We start from the raw sequence: 21,223 nt of genomic DNA, 5'->3' as shown, positions 1-21,223 counted from the left end.
CGCCCCCACGGGACCATCGAAGATCTGCAAGCCAAGCGCGGCGATCATTGGGAAATAGCATCGGATTCTGCTGTCGGTGTAGCCAAATCGCAGAACAAGAGGTCCAGCATGCGAGTGGTCGTTCCCGCCATAGTCTGGTGTCCGGGCAACGCCACTGGACTCGAATACGGGATGATGGGAAGCGTTAAGGCTTTCTCGATCCATTACTACCTCAACCGGTACACTCTCTCCCCTCGCCTCCATAAGGCGGAAGGTGTGCCGTACCCGGTTGAGGAATTTCGCTCGCCCGAGCAAGCTCGGCGGCGCGCGGAGGAGATCCGCGAAGATTGGCGTCAAGCTCTCGCCAGGCCGTACGACGGCCCACAGGGGCGGGCGTCCAGGTAGAGGTGTGAAGCTGACGCCCCCGCGTGGAGAGAATGGTCCCTTCCTGGCGCGCAGAAGCCGCCCGGCTCTACCGTCACCTACTCCTCTCAGGGCGGTCTGCAGCCACCTGCTCCAGCCAGCGGCGTGTCTCGGCGCGGCTGGTCAGGAACACCACCGGCTTGCCTGCGGCGAGTTCGTGGATCTTCGCCAGCACCTTGGGACGCATGCGTCGCCGGTAGGTGGCCACGTAGGTGATCACGCCCCAGTGGATGCGGTTGTAGACGCCGGAGGTGTGCTGGCCGGCGCCATGCTGGAGCTGGCGGAAGAGAATCCCCCACAGGGCGACCCGGGTGGGCACGTCCATCATCACCACGGTGTCGCACACTTCCAGCCGGACGTGCAGCGAGGAGTTGTAGTTGCTGTCGATCACCCAGCGCGGTGCCGCGACCAGCTCCCGCTGGACCGCCTCGAACTTCTCGGGCGGCAGCGGGTTCCACTCATCGTCGTAATAGACCACGTCAAGGTGCGTGACCGGCGCATCGAGCAGAGAGCCGAGTTCGCGGGCGACATAGGATTTGCCGCTTCCGCCGGATCCGACGACGGCGACCCGGTTCATCTCCACGGTGTTCCACCGTAGTAGAGAACGGACCTGGTCAGAGCGGTGACAGCGGGATGCCAGGCCAGGTCCGGGTGAGCGCTAGTGCTGTGACCGGAAACGATCACCGGGTTCGATCGGCACTCGGAAGGTGACGCAACCGGTCAAGGTCCGCGGGCTCACTGACCAAGAAGGCCAAAAGCTGCAGCGCATCGTGCGGCGCGGCACGATGAGCACGGTGCGCCATCGGCGTGCGATGATCCTGCCGGCCTCGGCCGGCGGCAACACAGTCCCGGTCATCGCGCGCCTGGTGCAGGCCGATGAAGACACCGTGCGCAATGCGCTTCACCGCTTCAACGAGATTGGGCCGGCCTCGTCGGCGATGACCTGCTGTGGGGCATCAACCATCGCCGAATAGGGCATCGGTCGCACCCGGGCCGCCCTGAAGCCACATCCGTGCGCCCGCTCTGAGGGCGCTCTGACCTACGTGGTCCTGGACAACCTGTCGGCGCGCCGCGAACGCGCCCGCGTCCGAAGCGAGAAAGGCATCCGCTGGGGCGGCCGCCCCCTGGCTCCCGCAGCCTGAAACCTGTTACCTAACCCAGTGATCGTTTCCGGTCACAGCACTAGCTGAGCCTGGCGGCTTGATCCGGCATATGAGCAACGGACCGGAGCACCTTCTCGCCAAGGCCTTGCCATGCCCACGTGAGCTATCTACGCTATCTCGTAAATACGGAGAAGCGTAGGAGAGTGTGATGAGCGAGGACAAATTCGCCGAACTCGAGCGCCGGATCGCTCAGCTGGAGGGCCGGGTCGACACCCTTGACCCGCCGCGACGCCCTCTGGAGTCGCCGCCCCTCACCACTGCAGCCACAAGCATGCTTCGCCAGGCGAAGGAGGAAGACAAACTCGGGACGGTGGGCTACGTCGGAGCCGCACGGCTGGCCGGCGGCGAGAGTCTCTGGGACAGGCAGCATTCTCTCGCCGAGTTGTTGTCGGCGGATTGGGCACCGGTGGCCGACATCCTGGAGTCCCTGGGCAGCCAGCCTCGGCTGGCGCTGCTCGCCGCGCTCGTACGACAGGGCCGGTGCACCACCACCGACCTCCAAGGGTCCCTCGGCGGAGACGGTGAGCAGACCACGAGTGGCCAGCTCTATCACCACCTGCGCGCGCTGCAGAGCGCCAAACTGATTACGCAGCGGCGGCGCGGCGCGTACGAGTTGGCACCTCAGGCCATGATTCAGGTCCTCACCATCCTCGCCGCCGCATTCGACCTGGCCAACGACCCCCCGCTCGGCCCACAAGCCGATCTCCCCACTCCGGAATGACCAAGCGGGCAGAATGTAGAGGCGAGATCCAGACATCTCATTGCCGTGATGGACGTCCTGCAGTTGTGCAGCCTGCGGACCTTGACGGGTTGCGTCACCGGGCCCCCCGAGTGCCGATCGAACGTGATCAGCACCATCCAACTGGCAGGAGCGTCCTACGCGCCAACCCGGTGATCGTTTCCGGCCACAGCACTAGCAGCACTGCCATAAGAAGCGGCCTTCCTGCTCGTCCGGGCTGAGGAAGCCGTAGCCCACCCCTGCGTCGCCGAAATTGACGTCGTTGCGCAGGGGACCGACCGAGTCGAGTTGGAACAGGAAGTCCCACGCGCCGGGAGGGTGTTCCTCGAACTGCAGCCACGTCGGGAGCCCGCCGATGCGGCTGTCGTAGACGTCGTGGAGCTCGCCGGGGTTGGCGACATCGACCTCGGCAGCGTATTCGCAGATGGCCGAGCCGTAAGCATCAGCGCGCACCTCGACGAACGGTGGCACCCGGCCGGGCTGCACGATCAGCGCGTTCTCCCCCGCCTCGCTCTCGTACGTACAGTCGATGTCGTCGTCGGTCATGAACAGGTATGCCATCCGCAGCTCCGGGCCCGGGAGACGAAACTGGCCGATGAACATCATCGGCCGCTCCAGGCGCCGGGAAAGCGGCCACTGGGGCTCGTTCACCCACACCGGCGCACCGCCGAGCTTGGTCACGTGCTCGCGGATCGGCTTCTCGGCAGGGGCGAGGAGGAGCCGGTACGGCGGGTTCTCGATCGTCATGCCGGGCACCCTAACCATCCCGACCGACATCGTCTGGCGTTACGGTCGCCCCTGGTCACAGGGGCGGAGGGTGACGAGTCGGCCTGTAGGCCGGGTTCTGTCCTTCACTTGAAGGGGCGACCATCCATCTAGGGCCGTCGTTGCCGGCGGCCTCGAGCGGTCTACCCGCGCGGCTCGGGCGGGCAGCCCTCGAACGTCGCGCGCGGAACGCTCCGAGAAGCGTTCCTTCTTGACCTTGCTCCGGGTGGGGTTTACCTAGCCGCCCACGTCGCCGTGGGCGCTGGTGGTCTCTTACACCACCCTTTCACCCTTACCTCCCGGCGTGCGGGAGGCGGTTTGCTTTCTGTGGCACTGTCCCGCGGGTCACCCCGGGTCGGTGTTACCGACCACCCTGCCCTGTGGAGCCCGGACCTTCCTCGGCGGGCCCGCTGGGAGCCCGACGCGGTCGCCCGGCCGACTCGTCTCGCAAAGGCTATCAGTTTCAAGCCGTTCTCAACTCAGCCGCAAGATCGCTCCGATGGAATGGGCAGGTCATCGCCTGAGGGGGGCGATGCGCAGGCGGCCGTGCCGGGGCCTTGGCGGACCCCGGCACGGCCACAGCTCCGCCCCAGCTCCGGCGCAGCTCCGCGTGAGCGTCAGGTCAGCGCAGGTGGGCGGTGTCGTTGAAGGACTTCACGACGGCGGGGCCGTCGGCGTAGTACTCGATCAGGCTCAGGCAGGCCAGGTCGAGGTGCATGCGGTAGAGAGACTCCAGCGGGGCCATGAGTGCCAGGCGCAGGAGCATCTTGATGGGGGTGACGTGGGAGACGGCGAGGACGGTCTTGCCCTCGTACCGCTCCACCAGGCGTTCCCCCGCCGCCTGCACGCGGCGCGCGGCCACGGCGAAGCTCTCGCCGCCGGGCGGGGCGGCCTCCGGGTCGGCGAGCCAGGCGGTCAGCTCGATGGGCCAGCGGCGCTGGATTTCCGTGAAGGTGTGTCCCTCCCACTCGCCGAAGTCGGCCTCCCTCAGCTCGTCGTCCACCTCGACGTCGAGGCCGGTGCGGGCGGCGACGGCGGCGGCGGTCTGGCGGGCGCGCTTCAGCGGGGAGGAGACGATCACGTCGGGCCGGTACGGCTCCCGCGACAGGCGTACGGCGGCGGCCTCCGCCTGGGCCAGGCCGTTGGGCGTGAGCTCGGGGTCGCCGAGGCCGGAGAAGCGGCGTTCGAGGGAGAGCTCGGTCTCGCCGTGGCGGAGGAGGAGCAGGGATGTGGCGACGCGGGTGGGGGGACGCCATCCAGTGCCCGTCTCCACCTTCTTCCCGGCGGCCCGGGTGCGCTGCTGGGCGGCGGCCACGGAGGCGGTAGGCGCGGAGAGGTCCGACGAGCCGCGGGCTGGGGCGGAGATGCTGCTGACGTCCAGGAGATCGGTTTGCGAAGGCGAAGGCGAAGGCGAAGGGGGCAATCCCGGTTCGTCGCTGTCGCTTGTGCCGCCGGCCTTCCAGCGCAGCCCCTGGGCGGCGGCGTCCATGGCCTCGTTGGCCAGGCGGTCGGCGTGCTTGTTGCGCTCGCGCGGGATCCAGGTCCACTCCGTGACCCGCAGCCGCCGCACCAGCGCCCCCGCCTCGGAGGCGAGCGGCCGCAGCCCTTCGTTCTTGATCTTCCAGCGGCCGGCCATCTGCTCGACGACCAGCTTGGAGTCCATCCTGACGGCGACGGCCGCGCCCTCGCCGCCCACCCGCAGCACGGCCTGGAGCCCGGCGATGAGCCCGCGGTATTCGGCCACGTTGTTGGTGGTGACGCCGATCGCCTCGGCGGCTTCGGCGAGCACCTGGCCGCTCGCCGCGTCCTTGACGACCGCGCCGTAGCCGGCCGGGCCGGGGTTGCCGCGCGAGCCGCCGTCGGCCTCGATGACGTAGTGACTCACAGGCCGGACTCTGGGGTGCGGACGAGGATCCGCCGGCACTCCTCGCACCGGAGCACCTCGTCGTGGGGTGCGGCCTTGATGCGGTTCATCTCGGCGATGGACAGGGCGACCTTGCAGCCCTGGCAGCGCCCGTGGCGGAGCATGGCCGCGCCGACGCCGTACTGCTCCCTGAGCTTCTCGTAGAGCTTGAGCAGGTCGGCGGGGATCTCGGCGGCGACGCCGGTGCGGCGGCCCTGGACGTCGGCCGCCTCCTTGTCGATCTCTTTCAGCGCGGCGTCGCGGCGGTCCTCGGCGGCCGACCGCGCGGCGGCGGTCTCGTCGCGCTTGGCCACCAGGTCGCGCACCTTGCTGTCGGCGGCCTCGCGCCGCTCCATGATCTCCAGCACGACCTCCTCCAGGTCGCCCTGCCGCCTGTGCAGCGAGGCGATCTCGGACTGCAGGCTCGCCAGGTCGCGCGGGGAGGTCACGGCACCGGAGTCGAGGCGCTTCTGGTCGCGGTCGGCGCGAGTGCGTACGGCGTCGACGTCGCTCTCTGCCTTGGTCTGCTCGCGGGCGAGGTCGCCGGCCTCGGTCTCGGCCTCGATGACCTGGGTGGCGAGCCGGGCGTACTGCTTGGAGCTCTCGTCGATCTCGGCCAGCTCGGGCAGGGTGCGGCGGCGATGGGCCAGCCGGTCCGCCACGGAGTCGAGCTCTGCCAGGTCGAGCAATCTCTTCTGGGCGTCAGGCGCAGCTTTCATGATCAATATCCTCTTGTCCAAGCATCGGTGACCGTGGCGGAGACACGCGTCTCAACGGTAACGCCACTGGCGTGCAGGATGGACGCCGCGCTGTCCAGCCACGGCCACTCGGTCGCCCAGTGCGCGGCGTCGATGAGCGCGGGGCCGCCCGACTCGACGAACTCGCTGGCCGGATGGTGGCGCAGGTCGGCGGTCAGGAACACGTCGACGCCGGCCTCGGCGGCGGCGCCGAGCAGGGAGTCGCCCGCTCCCCCGCTGACCGCGACCCGGCGCACCGGCCGGGAGAGCTCGCCCGCCACCCTGATGCCCCAGGCCGTGCGGGGCAGCCCCTGGGCCGCCCGCGCCGCGAACTCGCCCAGCGTCGTCGGCTCGGACAGCTCGCCGATGCGGCCGAGGCCGCGCCACGGGTCGTCGGGGAAGGGCCGCAGCGGCACCAGGTCGCCGGTCAGGCCGACGGCGCGGGCCAGCGCGTCGGAGACGCCGGGGTTGGCGACGTCGGCGTTGGTGTGGGCGGTGTAGAGGGCGACGCCGCGTCTGATCAGGGTGTGGATCAGCCGACCCTTGGGCGTGGTGGCGGCCACGCTCGTGGTGCCGCGCAGGTAGAGGGGGTGGTGGACGACGATGAGGTCGGCGCCCCACTCCAGGGCCTCCTCGGCCACGGCCGCGACGGGGTCGACGGCGAGCAGCACCCGCCGCACCTCCTGATCGGGGTCGCCGCACACCAGCCCCACGGCGTCCCACGACTCGGCCCGGGCGGGCGGGTAGGCCGCCTCGAGCACTCCGATCACGTCCGTCAACGTCACAGCAGCCACCTGCGAAGACTATCGGCCTCCGGGAGGGTCGCGGCGAAACGACGTTCGGCGTAATGTAAGTGGACACTGACAGGCGGAGGGTGGCATGGCACCAAGCGTCGCGATCATCGGAGCCGGCTTCGGCGGACTGTGCATGGCGATCCGGCTGGAAAGGGCCGGCATCCGCGCGTACACGATCTTCGAGAAGGCGGACGACCTCGGCGGGACCTGGCGCGACAACAGTTATCCGGGGGCGGGCTGCGACATCCCGTCCCACCTGTATTCCTACTCCTTCGAGAAGTACGCGAGCTGGACCCGTCGTTACCCGGACCAGCCGGAAATCCTCGGATATCTGCAGCACTGCGCCGACAAATACGACGTACGGCGAAAAATCAGGTTCCGCAACGAGGTCAGGAGCGCGGCGTTCGACGGCCGTCAGTGGCAGATCACCGCCGCCGGGCCGGACGGGGACGAGCGGACGGAGGCGTTCGACGTCATGGTGGTGAGCGTCGGCCAGCTCAACCGCCCCCACCTCCCCGACATCCCCGGAGTGTCGGACTTCGCGGGCGTCTCCTTCCACTCCGCCCGCTGGAACCACGACCACGACCTCACCGGCAGGCAGGTCGCCGTGATCGGCACCGGCTCGTCGGCGGCCCAGCTCATCCCGCCCGTCGCCGAGCGGGCCGCGCGGCTGCACGTCTTCCAGCGCACCCCCAACTGGGTGATCCCGAAGCCGGACGCCACGTTCGGCCCGCTGACCAAGCTCGCCCTCCACTACGTCCCCGGCCTGCAGCGGGCCTACCGCGAGTGGATCTACCGGTACGCCGAGGCCACCCTCTACCCCGCGCTGGCCCAGGGCTGGAGCACCGGCCTGCTGCGCAAGCGGGCGCTCGGCCACCTGTACGAGCAGGTGCCGGAGCCGGAGCTGCGCGCCAAGCTCATCCCCGACTACCCGCCCGGCTGCAAGCGCGTGGTCATCGACAGCCGCTTCTACCCCGCCCTCACCAGGGACAACGTGGACGTGATCACCGACAAGATCGTCCGCATCGGCCCGCGCGGCGTCGAGACCACCGAGGGGCTGCGCGAGGTCGACACGATCGTCTACGCGACCGGGTTCAGGAGCACGGAGTTCCTGACCCCGATGGAGATCACCGGCCGTTCCGGCCGCTCACTGAGCGAGCGGTGGGCCAACGGTGCGGAGGCCTATCTCGGCATCTCGGTGCCGGAGTTCCCCAACATGTTCCTGCTGTACGGCCCCAACACCAACCTCGGCCACAACTCGATCATCTTCATGCTCGAATGCCAGGTCGCCCACATCATGGCCTGCCTGCCCCGGCTGGCCGAGCAGGGCCCGATCGAGGTGCGCCCCGAGGTGATGGCGGCCTGGACCCGGCAGCTCGACGCCGCCATGGACCGCATGGTGTGGGGCGGCGGCTGCCAGAGCTGGTACAAAACGACCGAAGGCCGCGTCACCAACAACTGGCCGGGCCCGACGACGCTCTACCGCAGGCTCACGGGCAAGGCGCCGGGCCGCGCCTACCGGCCGGTCCCGGCACGGTAACGTCCGAGCATGACGCTTCACCCCTTGCACCAGCGCGCCGTCGTCGCCGACACGCACAACGACCTCCTGATGGCCGTCTCCGCCCGCCCGCCGCACGTGTGGTCGTCGTTCTTCCGCGAGCGCTGGCTGCCGCAGCTCACGGCGGGCGGCGTCGACCTCCAGGTCCTGCCGGTCTTCATCGACGACCAGTACCGCCCCGAGGGCGCCTTGCGGCAGACCCTGCGGATGATCGAGTGCGCCCACGTGATCGCCGAGGGCAATGCCGACCGGGTCGCGCTCTGCCGCGACGCCCGCGAGATCGACGCGGCGCTGGAGTCGGGCAGGATCGCGCTGGTGCTGGCGCTGGAGAGCATGCCGGGCCTGGACGCCAGCGTCGAGCTGATCCCGACGATGCACCGGCTGGGCGTACGGGTGGCGTCCATCGCGCACTTCGGCCGCACTCCGCTGGCCGACGGCAGCGCCGAGGACGCCACCGGCAGCGGCCTGACCTCGCACGGCGTCGCCGTCCTCGCGGAGATGGAGCGGCTCGGCATCATCTTCGACGTCTCCCACCTCGGCGCCTCGGGCGTCGCGCACGTCCTGGAGCTGGCCACCAGGCCGGTCATGGCCACCCACTCCGCGGCCCGCGCGCTGCGCGACCACCACCGCAACCTCACCGACGAGCAACTGCGCGGGGTGGCCGCGACCGGGGGCGTGATCTGCGTCAACTTCTTCGCCCCCTTCCTGGCCGAGCAGCCGGCCGGCTACACGCTCGACCGCCTGCTCGACCACATCGAGCACATCGCCGGGGTGGCCGGCGTCGACCACGTCGGCCTCGGCCCCGACTTCGTCAAGGAGGTCTACGACGACCTGCTGCCGCCGTTCTGCGAGGGCGAGAACGACCGCGGCGTGGACCCGAAGGCGACGGTCCCCGGCCTGGCGGGACCCGAGGGCCTGCCGCTGGTCACCGAAGGGCTGCTCGCCCGCGGCCTGCCGGAGAAGGACGTCGAGAAGATCATCGGCGGCAACGTGCACCGGCTCTTCGGCGAACTGCTGAGCTGAGAACATGACACCCGCGAGCGAGCAGGCGGCGGCCAGGGCCGGCGTCGTGATCAGGGAGCTGTCGGAGATCGACGAGTTCCAGCAGGTCAACCGGCTGTTCGACGACATCTGGCATCCTGAGCCGCGCAACGTGCCCGTCCCGCTGGAGCTGATGATCGGCTTCGCGCACGGCGGCGGCTACGTGGCGGGGGCCTACGAGGGCGGCACGCTGGTCGGCGCGTCCGTCGGGTTCCTGGCGGCCGACCGCACGCTGCACTCGCACGTCACGGGCGCGGCGGCGGGCCGCGGCGTCGGCTACGCGCTGAAGCTCCACCAGCGCGACTGGTGCAGGAAGCGCGGGCTGCGGCGGATCACCTGGACCTTCGACCCGCTGGTCCGCCGCAACGCCCGCTTCAACCTGGTCAAGCTGGGCGCCCGCCCGGAGGAGTACCTGGAGGACTTCTACGGGACGATGGCCGACGCGATCAACGAGGGCGACGCCTCCGACCGGCTGCTCGCGGTGTGGCAGGTGGACCAGGACCGCCGGGCCGCGGCGGACGCGCCCGCCGTGGACGAGCCGCCGCGCGCGCTCCTGGCCTGCGAGGACGGCCGCCCGGTCTTCCACCTCGCGGGCGGCGAGGTGGTGCTCGTCAGCACCCCGCCCGACGTCGAGGAGCTGCGCCGCACCGACCCCGGCACGGCCGCGGAGTGGCGTGCGGCGGTGCGCACGGCGCTCGGCGGGCTCATGGGCGCGGGCGGCGAGGTCATCGGGTTCACCGATCGGGGCGAGTACGAAGTGTGGGTTCACTGACCACTTCACCCCCGTTGGCGGTCTTTGTAAGGTGATCGGTGAGGCACGCCGAGCAAGGAGATCCGCATGGCGGAATTCACCCCCACCGTTCCTGCGCGAGTCCTACCCCCCGTCACCGTCCGCGACCTGCCCGAACCTCCCCGATCCACCTGGCGCGTCATCGGCCCCGGCCTGGTGGGCGCGGGCGTCGGCCTGGCGTCGGGCGAGTTCATCCTCTGGCCGTACATCGCCTCCCAAGTCGGATTGATCTTCGTCTGGGGCGCGGCGATCGGCATCATCACGCAGTGGTTCATCAACATGGAGATCGAGCGCTACACGCTCGCCACCGGCGAGACCGCGCTCACCGGCTTCAGCCGCATGTGGCGGCACTGGGGCCTGGTCTTCGTCCTCATGACGCTCTGCTCCAACCTGTGGCCGGGCTGGGTGACCAGCTCGGCCACCATGGTCACGTACCTCACCGGGACGGGTGCGGGCAGCGTCCGGTGGATCGCGATCGGCATGCTGCTGCTGATCGCGCTCGGCCTGACCCTGGCACCGGTGATCTACACGCTGCTCGAACGGGTGATCTTCCTCAAGATCGCCCTGGTCGTGACGCTGATCGTGGTGGCGGTGCTGTTCGCCATCACCGCCGACAGCTGGGTCGAGCTGGGCAAGGGCATGACCGTGAACGCCGGGTTCCCGGTGCCCGAGCTGGAGTTCGCGGTGCTCATGGGCGCCATCGCGTACGCGGGCGCGGGCGGCGGCCAGAACCTGTGCCAGAGCAACTGGATCCGCGACAAGGGCTTCGGCATGGGCCTGTACGTCCCCCGCCTGGTCAGCCCGGTCACCGGCCAGGAGGAGGCGGCGCCCACGACGGGCTACCAGTTCGCCCCGACCGAGGGCAACCTGGCCCGCTGGCGGCGGTGGTGGCGCTTCGCCAACGTCGAGCAGGCGTGGACGTTCGCCCTGGTGTCGTTCGTGACGATCGCCCTGATGTCGATGCTGGCGTACTCGACCGTCTTCGGCCGGGAGGGGCTGCAGAACAGCATCGGTTTCCTGGAGGTGGAGGGCCGGGCGCTGCAGGAGGCCGTCGGCGCGTGGTTCGGCGTGCTGTTCTGGGTGATCGGCGCGCTGGCGCTGTTCGCCTCGGCGATGGGCATCGTCGACTACACCTCGCGGCTCGCCTCCGACACGATCAAGACCGTCTACCTGCGCGACCGGCCGGTGTCGGTCAACCGGGTCTACTTCCTGACCGTGTGGGCGCTGGTGCTGGTCGGCGTCGTGATCCTGCTGCTGGGCTTCGACCAGCCGCTGATCCTGCTGGTGTTCTCGGCGAGCTTCGCGGCCGTGATGATGTTCGTGTACTCGATCCTGCTGATCGTGCTCAACCGGCGGGCCCTGCCCAGGGAGATCAGGGTGCGGTCGTACCGGCTGGGGGCGCTGGTCTGGTCGGTCGCGTTCTTCGGCACGCTGACCGTGCTGACCGTCGTGCAGCAGGCGCAGAAGCTGTTCTGAACAAGGAACGGTTCCTTCCGCGAGAGCGGGCAGACTGGGCGTCATGCTGGAAACCTCCGCCCGCCTGCTCAAGCTGCTCTCGCTCCTCCAGGCGCACCGCGAGTGGTCCGGCCCCGAGCTGGCCTCCCGGCTCGGGGTCTCGACCCGGACCATCCGCAACGACGTGGAGCGGCTGCGCGCGCTCGGCTACCCGGTGCACGCCACGCCGGGCGTCGCGGGCGGCTACCGGCTCGGCGCGGGCGCCGCGCTGCCGCCGCTGCTGCTCGACGACGAGGAGGCCGTGGCGGTGGCCGTCGGGCTCGGCCGGGCGGCGGGCGGCGGCGTCGAGGGCATCGAGGAGACGTCGGTGCGCGCGCTGGCCAAGCTGGAGCAGGTGCTGCCGGCGCGGCTGCGCCGCCGGGTGCAGGCGCTCAACTCCTACACCGTGCAGGCCGCGTACCGGATTCCCGGCGCGCCCGCCGTGCCGCCCGAGCTGCTGACCACGATCGCGAACGCGGCCCGCGACCACGAGCGCCTGCGCTTCGACTACACCGGTCACGACGGCGACGACACCGTGCGTGACGTCGAGCCGCATCGGCTGGTGCACCGGCGGGGCCGCTGGTACCTGGTGGCGTACGACGTCGAGCGGCGCGACTGGCGTACGTTCCGGGTGGACCGGATCCGGCCGCGCACCCCCGGCGGCCCCCGGTTCGTCCCGCGCGAGCTGCCGGCGGACGGCGACGTGGCGGCCTACGTGGAGCACGGCGTCACCACGGCGATGGTGCGCCACCGGGCGACGCTGCTCGTGCACGCCCCGGCCGGGCGGCTCGGCTACCTCGCGAGGCTGGGCATGGAGGCGCGCCCGCGCGACGAGGCGAGCTGCCTGGTGGAGGTCGGCGGCGACGACCTCGAAGGGCTGGCGGTCTGGGTCGGGTTCATCCGCGAGGACTTCGAGGTGCTCGACCCGCCGGAGCTGGCCGAGGCCGTGGGGCGGCTGGCGGAGCGCTACCGCCGCGCGGCCGGCGGCCGGTCCGGGCCCGGCGGGCGGCCGGGCCCGGAGTAGTGCCTATGCCGTTCCGTCCAGGTACTCGGCACGCACCTTCGAACGCGACAGCTTGCCCGTGGGGGTGCGCGGCAGCAGCTCGCGGTACTCGACGACCTTCGGGTGCTTGAACCTGGCGATGCGCGGCCCGCAGTGCTCCAGCAGCTCGGCGGTCAGCTCGGGACCCGCCTCGACGCCCTCGGCCGGCTGGACGAGCGCGACCACGTTGTGCCCCCACTCCTCGTCGGGCACGCCGATGACGGCCACGTCCGCCACGGCCGGGTGCTCCAGGAGCGCGGCCTCGATCTCGGCCGGGTAGATGTTCACCCCGCCGGAGACGATGAGGTCGGTGCGCCGGTCGCACAGGAACAGGAAGCCGTCCTCGTCGAGATAGCCGATGTCGCCCGGTGTGTACCACTCGCCGCGCATGCTGGCGGCGGTCTTCGCCGGGTCCTTGCGGTACTCGAAGCGGCCCATCGTGGACTTCACGTAGATCATGCCGGGCTCGCCGGGCGGCAGCTCCTCGCCGTCCTCGTCGAGGATCTTCGCCTCGAACGTGGGCGCCGGCCGGCCCACCGTCCCGGGCCGCGCCAGCCAGTCGTGCGGCTTGACGGCGAAGGCGATCGTGGACTCGGTGGAGCCGTAGTACTCGTAGAGCACCGGCCCCCACCAGTCCATGATCTGCTGCTTGACCGCGACCGGGCAGGCCGCCGCGGTGTGGATGACCTGGCGCAGGCTGGAGACGTCGTACTTGGCGCGTACGTCCTCCGGGAGCTGGAGCATCCGGTGGAACATCGTCGGCACCATCATCGCGTTGGTCACCCGGTATCGCTGGACCAGCTCCAGGATGTTCTCCGGGTCGAACCGCGGGGTGATCACCACGGTGTGCCCGAAGTGCAGCGCGAACTGGGTGTGCGCGCACGGCGCGGAGTGGTACATCGGCGAGGTCACGAGGTGGGTCTCGTCGCCCGGCCTGAGGTCCACGACCTCGCCGAAGAACCACGCGTACAGCGGCACGATCGCCTCCGGCTCGGCGCCCGGCAGCGACCGCTGGACGCCCTTCGGGAAGCCGGTGGTGCCGGAGGTGTACCACATGACCGCACCGCTGGTCCGGTCGGCGGGCGCGTCGCCCGGCTGCCCCGCGGCGAGCCCGGCCGTGCCGACCTCGGCGCCGGGCACCTGGTGGTCGGGGCCGGTGACGACGACCTTGGCGTCGCAGTCGCGCAGGATGTACGCCACCTCGGCCTCGGTCAGGTGCCAGTTGATCGGCACGTAGTAGAGGCCGAGCTGGCCGGTGGCCATGAGCATGACGACCGCGTCGATGCCGTTGGGCAGCACGCCCGCCACCACGTCGCCGACGCCGAGCCCGCGGGCGCGCAGGCCGTGCGAGACCTGGTTGACGCGGGTGAGCAGCTCGCCGTAGGTGGTGCGGGCGCCGTCGGTGTCGATGATGGCCAGGCGGTCGGGGTGTGCGGCGGCGATGGCGTAGAAACCGGGAGTCTTGTCGAAGTCCATCACAGCTCCAGGAGCTCCGCGAGTCGGGCACGGTGGATCCGGGGCGGGCCGAGCAGCACCTCGTCGGTCTTGGCCCGCTTGTAGAACAGGTGAGCGTCGTGCTCCCAGGTGTATCCGATTCCGCCGTGCAGCAACAGGTGGTCGCGGGCGACCTCGAAGCAGGCGCGGCCGATGTACGCCTGGGCGAGCGCGGCGGCCTCCGGCAGCTCGTCCGGGGCCTCGTCGGCGGCCCAGGCGGCGTACCTGACGATGGACTCGGCCTGTTCGAGCTTGTTGTGCATGTCGGCGAGCTTGTGCTTGACCCCCTGGTAGGAGCCGATGTAGCGGCCGAAGGCGACGCGGATCTTGGCGTAGGCGACGATGGCGTCGAGCGCGGCCCGCATGACGCCGAGCTGCTCGGCGGCGAGCGCGACGCACACCCGGTCCATGACGCCGTCGTCCCTGCGGGGGCCGAGCACCCGGCAGGGCGCACCGTCGAGGACGATCTCGGCCTGGCCGCGCGTGAGGTCGAGGGCGTCGAGGGCGGTCCTGGTGACTCCGGGGGCGGTCAGCTCGACGGCGACCATGACCGCGCCGCCGTCGGCCGCGGTCGCGGGCGTGACCAGCACGTCGGCCTCTATGCCGCTCAGCACCTGCGCGAGCCGCCCGCTGACGGACGTGCCGTCGCAGGTGAGCGCGTCGCCGGCGGGCAGGCCCAGGGTGGCGGCGAGGCGGCCGTCGGCGATGCCGGACAGCAGCTCCTTGTCGGGCGTCGCGGTCAGGGCGATCGCGGCGAACGCGGTGGCGAGGAACGGTCCCGGCAGCAGCGCGGCGCCGGTCTCCTCCAGCGCGACCGACAGCTCGGTGAGGCCGGCGCCGGCGCCGCCGTACTCCTCGGGGATGATCAGGCCGGACAGGCCCAGCTCGCCGTTCAGCCGGGCGTAGACCTGCGGGTCGTAGCCCTCGCGGGCCTTGCGCAGCGGCGCGGCCGACCCCAGGAAGGACCTGACGGACTCCTGGAGCTGCCGCTGCTCTTCGCCGAGTACGAGCTTCACGCCTGCGTCCCCACCTTCAGGTCCTTGAACGGCACGTTCTTGTCCACCCGCGGCTCCGGCGGCAGCCCGAGCACGCGGTCGCCCACGATGTTGCGCATGATCTCGTTGGTGCCGCCGCCGAGCGCCATGCCGGGCGCGATGGACAGGGCCTGGGCGAGCGGGTGGTCGGCCAGCGCCGTCTCCGGCCCGACGAGCTGGGTGGCGAGGTCCGCCTGGAACATCGTGAGCTCGGCCAGCAGCAGCTTGGCGCCGCTCCCCCGCGCGCCGGGGAAGATGCCGGCCTTGGTCTCCTGGGACAGGCGCTGGTTGAACAGGGCCAGCGCGCGGCTGCGGATGTGCAGCTCGACGAGCTGGTCGCGGACCAGCGGGTCGCTCGTGTCGAGGACCTTGCGCAGCGCCTCCACGGAGGCCGGGTGGTCCTTCGAGCCGCCCATGCCGACGCCCGCGGAGATCGACAGCCGCTCGTGCAGCAGCGTCGTGACGGCCACGCTCCAGCCGTCGTTGACCTCGCCGACGCGGTGCTCGTCGGGGATGATCACGTTGTCGAAGTAGATCTCGTTGAAGTTGGACCGGCCGGACATGTCCTTCAGCGGGCGTACGGTCACGCCCGGGTGGTGCATGTCCACCACGAACATGGTGAGGCCCTTGTGCTTGGGCACCTCCACGTCGGTGCGGGCCAGCAGCAGCCCCCAGTCGGCGTGGTGGGCCACCGAGGTCCACACCTTCTGGCCGTTGACCACCCAGTGGTCGCCGTCGCGCTCGGCCTTGGTCTGCAGGCTGGCGACGTCGCTGCCCGCGCCCGGCTCGGAGAAGAGCTGGCACCAGATCTCCTCGCCGCGCAGGAGCGGGCGGACGAACCGTTCGCGCTGGGCGTCGGTGCCCCGGTCGACGAGGGTCGGGCCGGTCATCCCGAGGCCGATCGAGAAGACGTAGGTGGGCAGGGTGTAGTCGCGGGCCTCGGCGGCGAAGGCGCGCTCCTCCGCCTGCGTCAACCCCTGGCCGCCCCATTGCGCGGGCCAGGTGATGCCGGAGTAGCCGGCGTCGTAGAGCTTGGCCATGAACTCCTTGGCCCTGGAGATGGCGTCCGTCCCGGGCGGATCGCCGTGCGGAGCGTTCTCCTCCAGCCAGGCCCTGGCTGCACGCCGGTAGTCAGCAAGGTTCACTTCGACTCCTCGGTATCAGTGCTCACTTACTCTAATCAGGCGAACGCGGGACGCATAGAGCATTGCTCTGCCGACGCGGCGTACCTGGGGGTGAAGGCCCAGGCGAGCGGGTAAGGGATGGTTTCCGGCCCTGATCGACTACGGGCGAGGACCGGCCGATACCATGATCATGAAGATAGTCAGCATTGAAAAGAGTTACCCGTTGTGACATCTGGTTTCAGCCGATTACGGCGTGAGGATCTCCTGAAGACCGCCTGCGAGGTGATCGCGGAACAGGGCTTCGGCCACACCAGGACCGTCGACATCGCCCGCGCGGCGGGGGTCAGCCAGGCCCTGCTCTTCTACCACTTCGAGAGCAAGGAACGGCTGTTCGCCCAGGCTTTCATGTACGCCGCCCGGCAGCACCTGACCACGCTGGAGGACATCGAGCAGTCCAAGGCCGCGCCGCTCGACCGGTTGCGCCGGCTGCTGCGCGTGTGCGCCCCCACCATGCAGCCGGAGGGCTGGCGCCTGTGGATCGACGCGTGGGCGGAGGCGATGCGCAACGCGGAGCTGGAGCAGATCTCCCGCCGCATCGACACGCACGGCCGCCTGCTGCTGCGCGCGATCATCGAGGACGGCGCCGCGGCGGGCGAGTTCACCTGTCCCGACCCCGACGGGGCGTCCTGGCGGATCTTCGGGCTCATCGACGGGCTGGCCATCCAGATCAACGTGCATCCCAAGGTGCTCTCGCGGCGGCGGATCAACACGCTGATCCGTACGACGGCGGCGAACGAACTCGGCGTATCCCTAGAAAAGCTGTGAAACACCCCTCTTCCCGAGTTATTGGACAGTTCGTACAATTACTTGGCGAGGAGAGGAGTGCATGCGATGACACGCGCACCGAGCTCTATCACCGCCAGGGAAGCCGACGAGCAGGTGGCCGGCCGCGCCGCCTACCGGGCGGTCATCGACCGCCTGTCCAAGGCGTCGGTGGACAAGCACTGGGAGCCCTACCGCGACATCCCCTGGGACGACCCCGAGTACCGGGTGGACCCCGCCGACCCCCGGTGGGAGCTGCCCGGGGTGGACAAGCTGGGCGGGCACCCCTGGTACCGCGCCAGGACCCCGGAGACGCGCGCCGCGATCGGGCTGTGGCGGGTGGCCACCGCCATGAAGATCGGCCTGCAGTTCGAGAACCTGCTCAAGCGCGGGCTGCTCAACTACGCCTACCGGCTGCCGAACGGGTCGCCGGAGTTCCGGTACGTCTACCACGAGACCATTGAAGAGGGACATCACGGGATGATGTTCCAGGAGTTCGTGAACCGTACCGGGATGCCGATCCGGGGCATGCCGCGGCCGCTGTCGTTAGTCGCGCAGGTCGCGCCGTTGATCCCGCTGATCTCGACCGAGCTGTTCTTCGTGTTCGTGCTCGGCGGGGAGGATCCCATCGACCACGTGCAGCGCAAGGTGCTCAAGGACGACCGGCCGCACCACCCGCTCGAGGAGACGATCATGCGCATCCACATCGCGGAGGAGGCCAGGCACATCTCCTTCGCCCGGCACTACCTGCGCAACCGGGTGCCGCGCATGCCCGCGTACCGGCGGTTCATGCTGGGCGTCGCCGCGCCGCTGATCCTCGGCGTGATGGCCCGCATCATGCTCGCGCCGCCCGGCGCGATGATCCGGCACTTCCGCATCCCCCCGAACGTCGTCGCCGAGGTCTACCTGCGCAACCCCGAGGCGCGGCGCGAGATCCGCGACTCGGTGGGCAAGACCCGGGAGCTCTGCGCCGAGCTGGGGCTGGTCAACCGGTTCACCCGGCGGCTCTGGCGGGCCATGGGCATCTGGGCGGAGCCAGGGGCGGCGGGCCGGTGAGGACCGCGATCGTCACCGGAGGGGCGTCCGGGATCGGGCGGGCGCTGGCGCGGGCGCTCGCCGCGCGCGGCGTCGCCGTCACGGTCGCCGACCTGAACGAGCCCGCCGACCTCGCCGGCTGGGGCAAGGGCGAGCTGGAGTACGCGCGCGTGGACGTCACCGACGCCGAGGCCGTGGCCGCGCTCGTCGAGCGGGTCGCCGGCGAGCGCGGGCGGCTGGACTTCATGGTCAACAACGCCGGCATCGCGGTCGGCGGCACCGCGCTGGAGATGACGCGGGCGCACTGGGACCGGACGATCGACGTCAACCTGCGCGGGGTCGTGTACGGGGTGCTGGCGGCCTACCCGATCATGGTGCGGCAGGGGCACGGGAACATCGTCAACACCGCGTCGATGGCGGGGCTGGTGCCGGCGCCGCTGATGCTCCCGTACACCGCCACCAAGCACGCCGTCGTCGGGCTGTCGCTGGCGCTGCGGGCCGAGGCGGCCGAGCACGGCGTACGCGTGTGCGTGGTCTGCCCCGGCTTCGTGGACACGCCGCTGCTCGACAACGCCAACCCCGGGCTGCCCGCCACCAGGATCGGCGCGGCCGCGCGTCAGGCGATCGGCCCAGGACGGCTCTACTCCGCCGACGCGCTCGCCGCGGACGTCCTGCGCGGCATGGCCCGCGGCAAGGCCGTCATCGCGGCGCCCGCGTCGGCGCGGATCGCCTGGCGGCTGGCGCGGCTGTGGCCCGGCGGCGCGGTGCGGGTCGCCGGGCTGGCGTCCCGGCTGGTCAACCGCGGGGAGGACGGCCGGGAGGACGGCGCGCCACGACCACCTCGGTCTGCCTGACGTGCTCCCACTCGCCTGAGGGGTTGTCGGCGAGCAGCTCTCTCCGCGCGTCCTCGACGAACGCCTCCAGCCGCTCGCCGAGATGGGTGGGCGTGCTGTAGGAGTAGGAGAACTGCAGGCCGAGCACGGTGTCGAGGCCGCTCGTCACGGGCCGCTCCCAGCAGGCCGTGGTGAGGTCGGAGAAGGGCGAGGCGGCCAGGACGTCGTGGTGGTGCAGGCCGCTCGCCTGGTAGGTGCCGGAGGCCGGCTGCTTCCCCACGCCGAAGCGGGCGCGCACCCGCCGCATCGCCGGCTCCCACGGCTCCTCCGGCGGCTGCCGGGACGGCCCCAGCAGCACGACCACGCCGTCCGGCGGGAGCAGCCGGTCGAGCTCGGCCAGCACCGCGCGGCGATCCATCCAGTGGAACGAACGGCCCATCACCACGTGGCCGAACGGCGGCAGCGCGGCCAGTCCGGTGGAGTCGCCGGACAGCCAGCGGACGTTCGGCAGGTGCGCGCCCCGGCGGCGGCCCTCCGCCAGCATCTCCGGGTCCGGGTCCACGGCCAGGACCTCGCGTACGTGCGGGGCCAGCGGGATCGCCACCGTGCCGGGGCCGCAGCCGAGGTCGAGCACCGTCGCGTCCCTGCCCAGGACGGCGGCCACGTGGGCGATGGCCTCCTCGCCGTGATCCAGCCGGTGGCGGGCGTAGTACGGCGCCGCGCCGCTGAACGGGCTTCCTCCCATTGGGTGGGACCATATACGGGTTCTTGACGTGTTCGATGGAAGGCTTTCGGCTTTGAGGCGGCTACTCACGGTCCTGCTGCTCGCCTGTGTCGCGGCGGTGGTCGTACCTCCGTACGCGGCTCAGGCGCACAACGTGCTGGTCGGCAGCGACCCCCGGGACGGGGCGACGCTGACGGCCGCGCCCGGGCGGGTGACGCTGGTCTTCGACCAGGCGGTGCGGCAGGGGTACGCGCAGATCGGGGTCACCGGGGCGGACGGCTCCTCCTGGGCCGACGGGGACGCGGTGGTGGCCGCGGAACGGGTGTCGGTGAAGCTCAAGGCGCTGCCGGGGGGCGGGGCGTATGTGGTGGGCTATCGCATCCTGTCGGCCGACGGGCACCCGGTAACCGGCAAGCTCACCTTCACTGTGGCCTCGGCCGGCCCCGCCGCCCCGGCGCCCGCGAAGGCCACCCCGGACGCCGCGGCGACCTCGGAGGCTGTGGCGGCCTCGGACGCCGCAGGGGCCTCGGGGGCGGCGGCTGAGGCGGCGGCGAACGGCGGGGCCGGGATGGCGGTCGTCTGGATCGTCGGGGCGCTGGTGCTGCTCGCCGCCGGCACCGTCGTCGCCCTCCGCCGCACCCCACCCCCGGCCCCCGCCACACCAGGCACCCCGCCCTCGGCCCCAGCGGCACCCGCTGCTCCGGACCCGACGGCACCCGCTGCCTCAGCTCCGACGGGGCCCGCCGCCCCCTCCACCACCGACCCTGGTGAGGGGGTGCGGTCGTGAGTGTCGCGGCTCCTGCCCTTGCCCGTCCCCGGACCGGCGGGAAGCTGCTGGCCGGGGCGTTCGGTGTGTGCGCCGTGGTCGCGGCCGTGGCGGCGAGCACGTTCACCGCGCAGGAGGCCGTCCCCGGCATCCCGATGCCCGGCCCGGTCGTCGAGGTGGGCCTGCCCGTCGTACGGGTCCTGCTCGACCTCGCCGCCGTCGCCGTGGTCGGCCTGAGCCTGCTGCCGAAGCTGCTCGGCTTCGACGCCCCCGACCGCACCGAGCCGATCCTGCTGCGGGTGCGTCCGCTGGCCGTGGTCGGGGCCTGGGCGTGGGCGATCTGCGCCCTGCTGACGATCGTGTTCCAGACGGCGGAGCTGAACCCGGGCAGCGTGCCGACGTTCGGGATGATCGCCGACTATGTCGGGGATGTCGGGACGGGCCAGGGCCTGCTGTTCAGCGCCGCGTGCGCGCTCGCCGCCGCCGGGATCGGCCTGATGGCGGTGCGGTTCGGCGAGAAGGTGCCCGCCGAGCTGCGGGTGATCGTGGCGCTGTTCGGCCTGCTGCCCATCCCGGTGACCGGTCACGCCGTCGACTCGGTCTGGCACGACCCGATCATGGTCTCGATGGAGATCCACGTGATGGGCTCGGCCGCCTGGACCGGCGGCCTGATCGCGACCGTCGCCTTCGTGGGCCCGCACCGCGACCTGCTGGCGGTGACACTGCCCAAATTCTCCCGGCTGGCGACGTTGTGCCTGCTGCTGGTCGGCCTGTCGGGCCTGGTGACCGGGCTCGGCACGATGGCGCTGACGCCGGGCGTGACGCTGCCGGACGCGATCGTGACCAGCCACTACGGCCTGCTGGTCGTGGCCAAGACCGCGCTGGTGGCCGCGCTGGTGCCGCTGGCCGCGCACATCCGCTTCCGCCTGCTGCCCGCCATCAGGACCGGCCGGGGCCCCCCCC

20 protein-coding genes, 1 other RNA gene and 1 pseudogene are annotated in these 21,223 nt (G+C 71.0%); 12 read left to right on the top strand and 10 right to left on the bottom strand.

Features of this window, described 5'->3' with window-relative positions; translation table 11 throughout:
* Positions 1 to 457: 457 nt before the first annotated feature.
* Positions 458 to 979, bottom strand: a complete 522-nt coding sequence (locus tag ACBR40_RS17010) for a topology modulation protein (RefSeq protein ID WP_371249619.1) — start codon at positions 977 to 979, stop codon at positions 458 to 460.
* Positions 980 to 1,109: 130 nt separating this feature from the next.
* Here ACBR40_RS17010 and ACBR40_RS17005 point away from each other — a divergent pair.
* Both ACBR40_RS17005 and ACBR40_RS17000 read left to right on the top strand, forming a co-directional pair.
* Positions 1,110 to 1,325: pseudogene (locus tag ACBR40_RS17005) on the top strand (helix-turn-helix domain-containing protein); the annotation flags it as partial.
* A 388-nt stretch (positions 1,326 to 1,713) separates the two neighbouring features.
* Complete coding sequence (locus ACBR40_RS17000) at positions 1,714 to 2,286, top strand: ArsR/SmtB family transcription factor (protein ID WP_371249348.1); 573 nt, start codon at positions 1,714 to 1,716, stop codon at positions 2,284 to 2,286.
* Between the two features lie 192 nt (positions 2,287 to 2,478).
* Here the strand turns inward: ACBR40_RS17000 and ACBR40_RS16995 are convergent, their stop codons facing one another.
* From ACBR40_RS16995 to ACBR40_RS16975, 5 genes are all read right to left on the bottom strand, one after another.
* Positions 2,479 to 3,051, bottom strand: a complete 573-nt coding sequence (locus ACBR40_RS16995) for a hypothetical protein (protein WP_371249347.1) — start codon at positions 3,049 to 3,051, stop codon at positions 2,479 to 2,481.
* A 70-nt stretch (positions 3,052 to 3,121) separates the two neighbouring features.
* Positions 3,122 to 3,512: RNase P RNA component class A (gene rnpB / locus ACBR40_RS16990), an RNA gene on the bottom strand.
* Positions 3,513 to 3,691: 179 nt separating this feature from the next.
* Complete coding sequence (locus tag ACBR40_RS16985; RefSeq protein ID WP_371249346.1) at positions 3,692 to 4,954, bottom strand: bifunctional RNase H/acid phosphatase; 1,263 nt, start codon at positions 4,952 to 4,954, stop codon at positions 3,692 to 3,694.
* Complete coding sequence (locus tag ACBR40_RS16980) at positions 4,951 to 5,691, bottom strand: zinc ribbon domain-containing protein (protein ID WP_371249345.1); 741 nt, start codon at positions 5,689 to 5,691, stop codon at positions 4,951 to 4,953. The genes ACBR40_RS16985 and ACBR40_RS16980 overlap by 4 nt, the downstream gene beginning before the upstream one ends.
* A 2-nt stretch (positions 5,692 to 5,693) precedes the next feature.
* The gene (locus ACBR40_RS16975) at positions 5,694 to 6,494 is read right to left on the bottom strand and encodes a Nif3-like dinuclear metal center hexameric protein (RefSeq protein ID WP_371249344.1); all 801 of its coding nucleotides are present in this window, start codon (positions 6,492 to 6,494) and stop codon (positions 5,694 to 5,696) included.
* Between the two features lie 94 nt (positions 6,495 to 6,588).
* Between ACBR40_RS16975 and ACBR40_RS16970 the strand changes: the two genes are divergently transcribed.
* The 5 genes from ACBR40_RS16970 (at position 6,589) to ACBR40_RS16950 (ending at position 12,410) form a co-directional block, all read left to right on the top strand.
* On the top strand, positions 6,589 to 8,043 hold the full coding sequence (locus ACBR40_RS16970) for a flavin-containing monooxygenase (protein WP_371249343.1): 1,455 nt from the start codon (positions 6,589 to 6,591) through the stop codon (positions 8,041 to 8,043).
* Positions 8,044 to 8,052: 9 nt separating this feature from the next.
* Positions 8,053 to 9,084, top strand: coding sequence for a membrane dipeptidase (locus tag ACBR40_RS16965; protein WP_364444139.1), 1,032 nt, complete (start codon positions 8,053 to 8,055; stop codon positions 9,082 to 9,084).
* 4 nt (positions 9,085 to 9,088) lie between these two features.
* A complete protein-coding gene (locus ACBR40_RS16960; RefSeq protein ID WP_371249342.1) occupies positions 9,089 to 9,874 on the top strand; it encodes a GNAT family N-acetyltransferase in 786 nt (261 codons plus the stop codon).
* A 66-nt stretch (positions 9,875 to 9,940) separates the two neighbouring features.
* Positions 9,941 to 11,368 carry an Nramp family divalent metal transporter gene (locus ACBR40_RS16955; RefSeq protein ID WP_344212465.1) on the top strand — a complete coding sequence of 476 codons (1,428 nt, stop codon included), beginning with the start codon at positions 9,941 to 9,943 and terminating at the stop codon, positions 11,366 to 11,368.
* Between the two features lie 43 nt (positions 11,369 to 11,411).
* A complete protein-coding gene (locus ACBR40_RS16950; RefSeq protein WP_371249341.1) occupies positions 11,412 to 12,410 on the top strand; it encodes a helix-turn-helix transcriptional regulator in 999 nt (332 codons plus the stop codon).
* A 3-nt stretch (positions 12,411 to 12,413) separates the two neighbouring features.
* Here ACBR40_RS16950 and ACBR40_RS16945 read toward each other — a convergent pair whose 3' ends face one another.
* From ACBR40_RS16945 to ACBR40_RS16935, 3 genes are read right to left on the bottom strand one after another with little or no spacing between them, the layout of a single operon-like run.
* Positions 12,414 to 13,904 carry an AMP-binding protein gene (locus ACBR40_RS16945; RefSeq protein WP_371249340.1) on the bottom strand — a complete coding sequence of 497 codons (1,491 nt, stop codon included), beginning with the start codon at positions 13,902 to 13,904 and terminating at the stop codon, positions 12,414 to 12,416.
* Positions 13,904 to 14,938, bottom strand: coding sequence for an acyl-CoA dehydrogenase family protein (locus tag ACBR40_RS16940; RefSeq protein ID WP_371249339.1), 1,035 nt, complete (start codon positions 14,936 to 14,938; stop codon positions 13,904 to 13,906). Before ACBR40_RS16940 ends, ACBR40_RS16945 begins: the two co-directional genes overlap by 1 nt.
* On the bottom strand, positions 14,935 to 16,101 hold the full coding sequence (locus ACBR40_RS16935; RefSeq protein ID WP_344212473.1) for an acyl-CoA dehydrogenase family protein: 1,167 nt from the start codon (positions 16,099 to 16,101) through the stop codon (positions 14,935 to 14,937). The genes ACBR40_RS16940 and ACBR40_RS16935 overlap by 4 nt, the downstream gene beginning before the upstream one ends.
* Before the next feature lie 204 nt (positions 16,102 to 16,305).
* Here ACBR40_RS16935 and ACBR40_RS16930 point away from each other — a divergent pair, with 204 nt between their 5' ends.
* The 3 genes from ACBR40_RS16930 to ACBR40_RS16920 all read left to right on the top strand — a co-directional run bounded on the left by ACBR40_RS16930 (position 16,306) and on the right by ACBR40_RS16920 (position 18,791).
* Complete coding sequence (locus ACBR40_RS16930; protein WP_344212475.1) at positions 16,306 to 16,905, top strand: TetR family transcriptional regulator C-terminal domain-containing protein; 600 nt, start codon at positions 16,306 to 16,308, stop codon at positions 16,903 to 16,905.
* Between the two features lie 66 nt (positions 16,906 to 16,971).
* Positions 16,972 to 17,958 carry a diiron oxygenase gene (locus tag ACBR40_RS16925; RefSeq protein ID WP_344212477.1) on the top strand — a complete coding sequence of 329 codons (987 nt, stop codon included), beginning with the start codon at positions 16,972 to 16,974 and terminating at the stop codon, positions 17,956 to 17,958.
* On the top strand, positions 17,955 to 18,791 hold the full coding sequence (locus tag ACBR40_RS16920) for an SDR family NAD(P)-dependent oxidoreductase (protein WP_371249338.1): 837 nt from the start codon (positions 17,955 to 17,957) through the stop codon (positions 18,789 to 18,791). The genes ACBR40_RS16925 and ACBR40_RS16920 overlap by 4 nt, the downstream gene beginning before the upstream one ends.
* On the opposite strand, the gene ACBR40_RS16915 is transcribed toward ACBR40_RS16920, so the two are convergent.
* On the bottom strand, positions 18,733 to 19,515 hold the full coding sequence (locus tag ACBR40_RS16915) for a class I SAM-dependent methyltransferase (protein WP_371249337.1): 783 nt from the start codon (positions 19,513 to 19,515) through the stop codon (positions 18,733 to 18,735). The genes ACBR40_RS16920 and ACBR40_RS16915 overlap by 59 nt on opposite strands.
* A gap of 52 nt (positions 19,516 to 19,567) precedes the next feature.
* Between ACBR40_RS16915 and ACBR40_RS16910 the strand changes: the two genes are divergently transcribed.
* Together ACBR40_RS16910 and ACBR40_RS16905 are read left to right on the top strand one after the other, a co-directional pair.
* Complete coding sequence (locus tag ACBR40_RS16910; protein ID WP_371249336.1) at positions 19,568 to 20,281, top strand: copper resistance protein CopC; 714 nt, start codon at positions 19,568 to 19,570, stop codon at positions 20,279 to 20,281.
* Positions 20,278 to 21,223, top strand: a 946-nt coding sequence (locus ACBR40_RS16905) for a CopD family protein (RefSeq protein ID WP_371249335.1), incomplete at its 3' end; no start/stop codon positions are given. The genes ACBR40_RS16910 and ACBR40_RS16905, both read left to right, overlap by 4 nt.

This window comes from Nonomuraea sp. AD125B (genome assembly GCF_041402765.1).
Lineage (GTDB): Bacteria > Actinomycetota > Actinomycetes > Streptosporangiales > Streptosporangiaceae > Nonomuraea > Nonomuraea bangladeshensis.
Note: the sequence above shows the minus strand (reverse complement) of the source record. Positions and strands in the feature narration are given on the sequence as shown.

What these genes read in the sequence shown, in the direction of transcription:
- ACBR40_RS17010 (WP_371249619.1), bottom strand. Translation starts at nt 979, where the DNA reads ATGAACCGGGTCGCCGTCGTCGGATCCGGCGGAAGCGGCAAATCCTAT.
- ACBR40_RS17000 (WP_371249348.1), top strand. Translation starts at nt 1,714, where the DNA reads ATGAGCGAGGACAAATTCGCCGAACTCGAGCGCCGGATCGCTCAGCTG.
- ACBR40_RS16995 (WP_371249347.1), bottom strand. Translation starts at nt 3,051, where the DNA reads ATGACGATCGAGAACCCGCCGTACCGGCTCCTCCTCGCCCCTGCCGAG.
- ACBR40_RS16980 (WP_371249345.1), bottom strand. Translation starts at nt 5,691, where the DNA reads ATGAAAGCTGCGCCTGACGCCCAGAAGAGATTGCTCGACCTGGCAGAG.
- ACBR40_RS16970 (WP_371249343.1), top strand. Translation starts at nt 6,589, where the DNA reads ATGGCACCAAGCGTCGCGATCATCGGAGCCGGCTTCGGCGGACTGTGC.
- ACBR40_RS16965 (WP_364444139.1), top strand. Translation starts at nt 8,053, where the DNA reads ATGACGCTTCACCCCTTGCACCAGCGCGCCGTCGTCGCCGACACGCAC.
- ACBR40_RS16960 (WP_371249342.1), top strand. Translation starts at nt 9,089, where the DNA reads ATGACACCCGCGAGCGAGCAGGCGGCGGCCAGGGCCGGCGTCGTGATC.
- ACBR40_RS16955 (WP_344212465.1), top strand. Translation starts at nt 9,941, where the DNA reads ATGGCGGAATTCACCCCCACCGTTCCTGCGCGAGTCCTACCCCCCGTC.
- ACBR40_RS16950 (WP_371249341.1), top strand. Translation starts at nt 11,412, where the DNA reads ATGCTGGAAACCTCCGCCCGCCTGCTCAAGCTGCTCTCGCTCCTCCAG.
- ACBR40_RS16945 (WP_371249340.1), bottom strand. Translation starts at nt 13,904, where the DNA reads ATGGACTTCGACAAGACTCCCGGTTTCTACGCCATCGCCGCCGCACAC.
- ACBR40_RS16925 (WP_344212477.1), top strand. Translation starts at nt 16,972, where the DNA reads ATGACACGCGCACCGAGCTCTATCACCGCCAGGGAAGCCGACGAGCAG.
- ACBR40_RS16915 (WP_371249337.1), bottom strand. Translation starts at nt 19,515, where the DNA reads ATGGGAGGAAGCCCGTTCAGCGGCGCGGCGCCGTACTACGCCCGCCAC.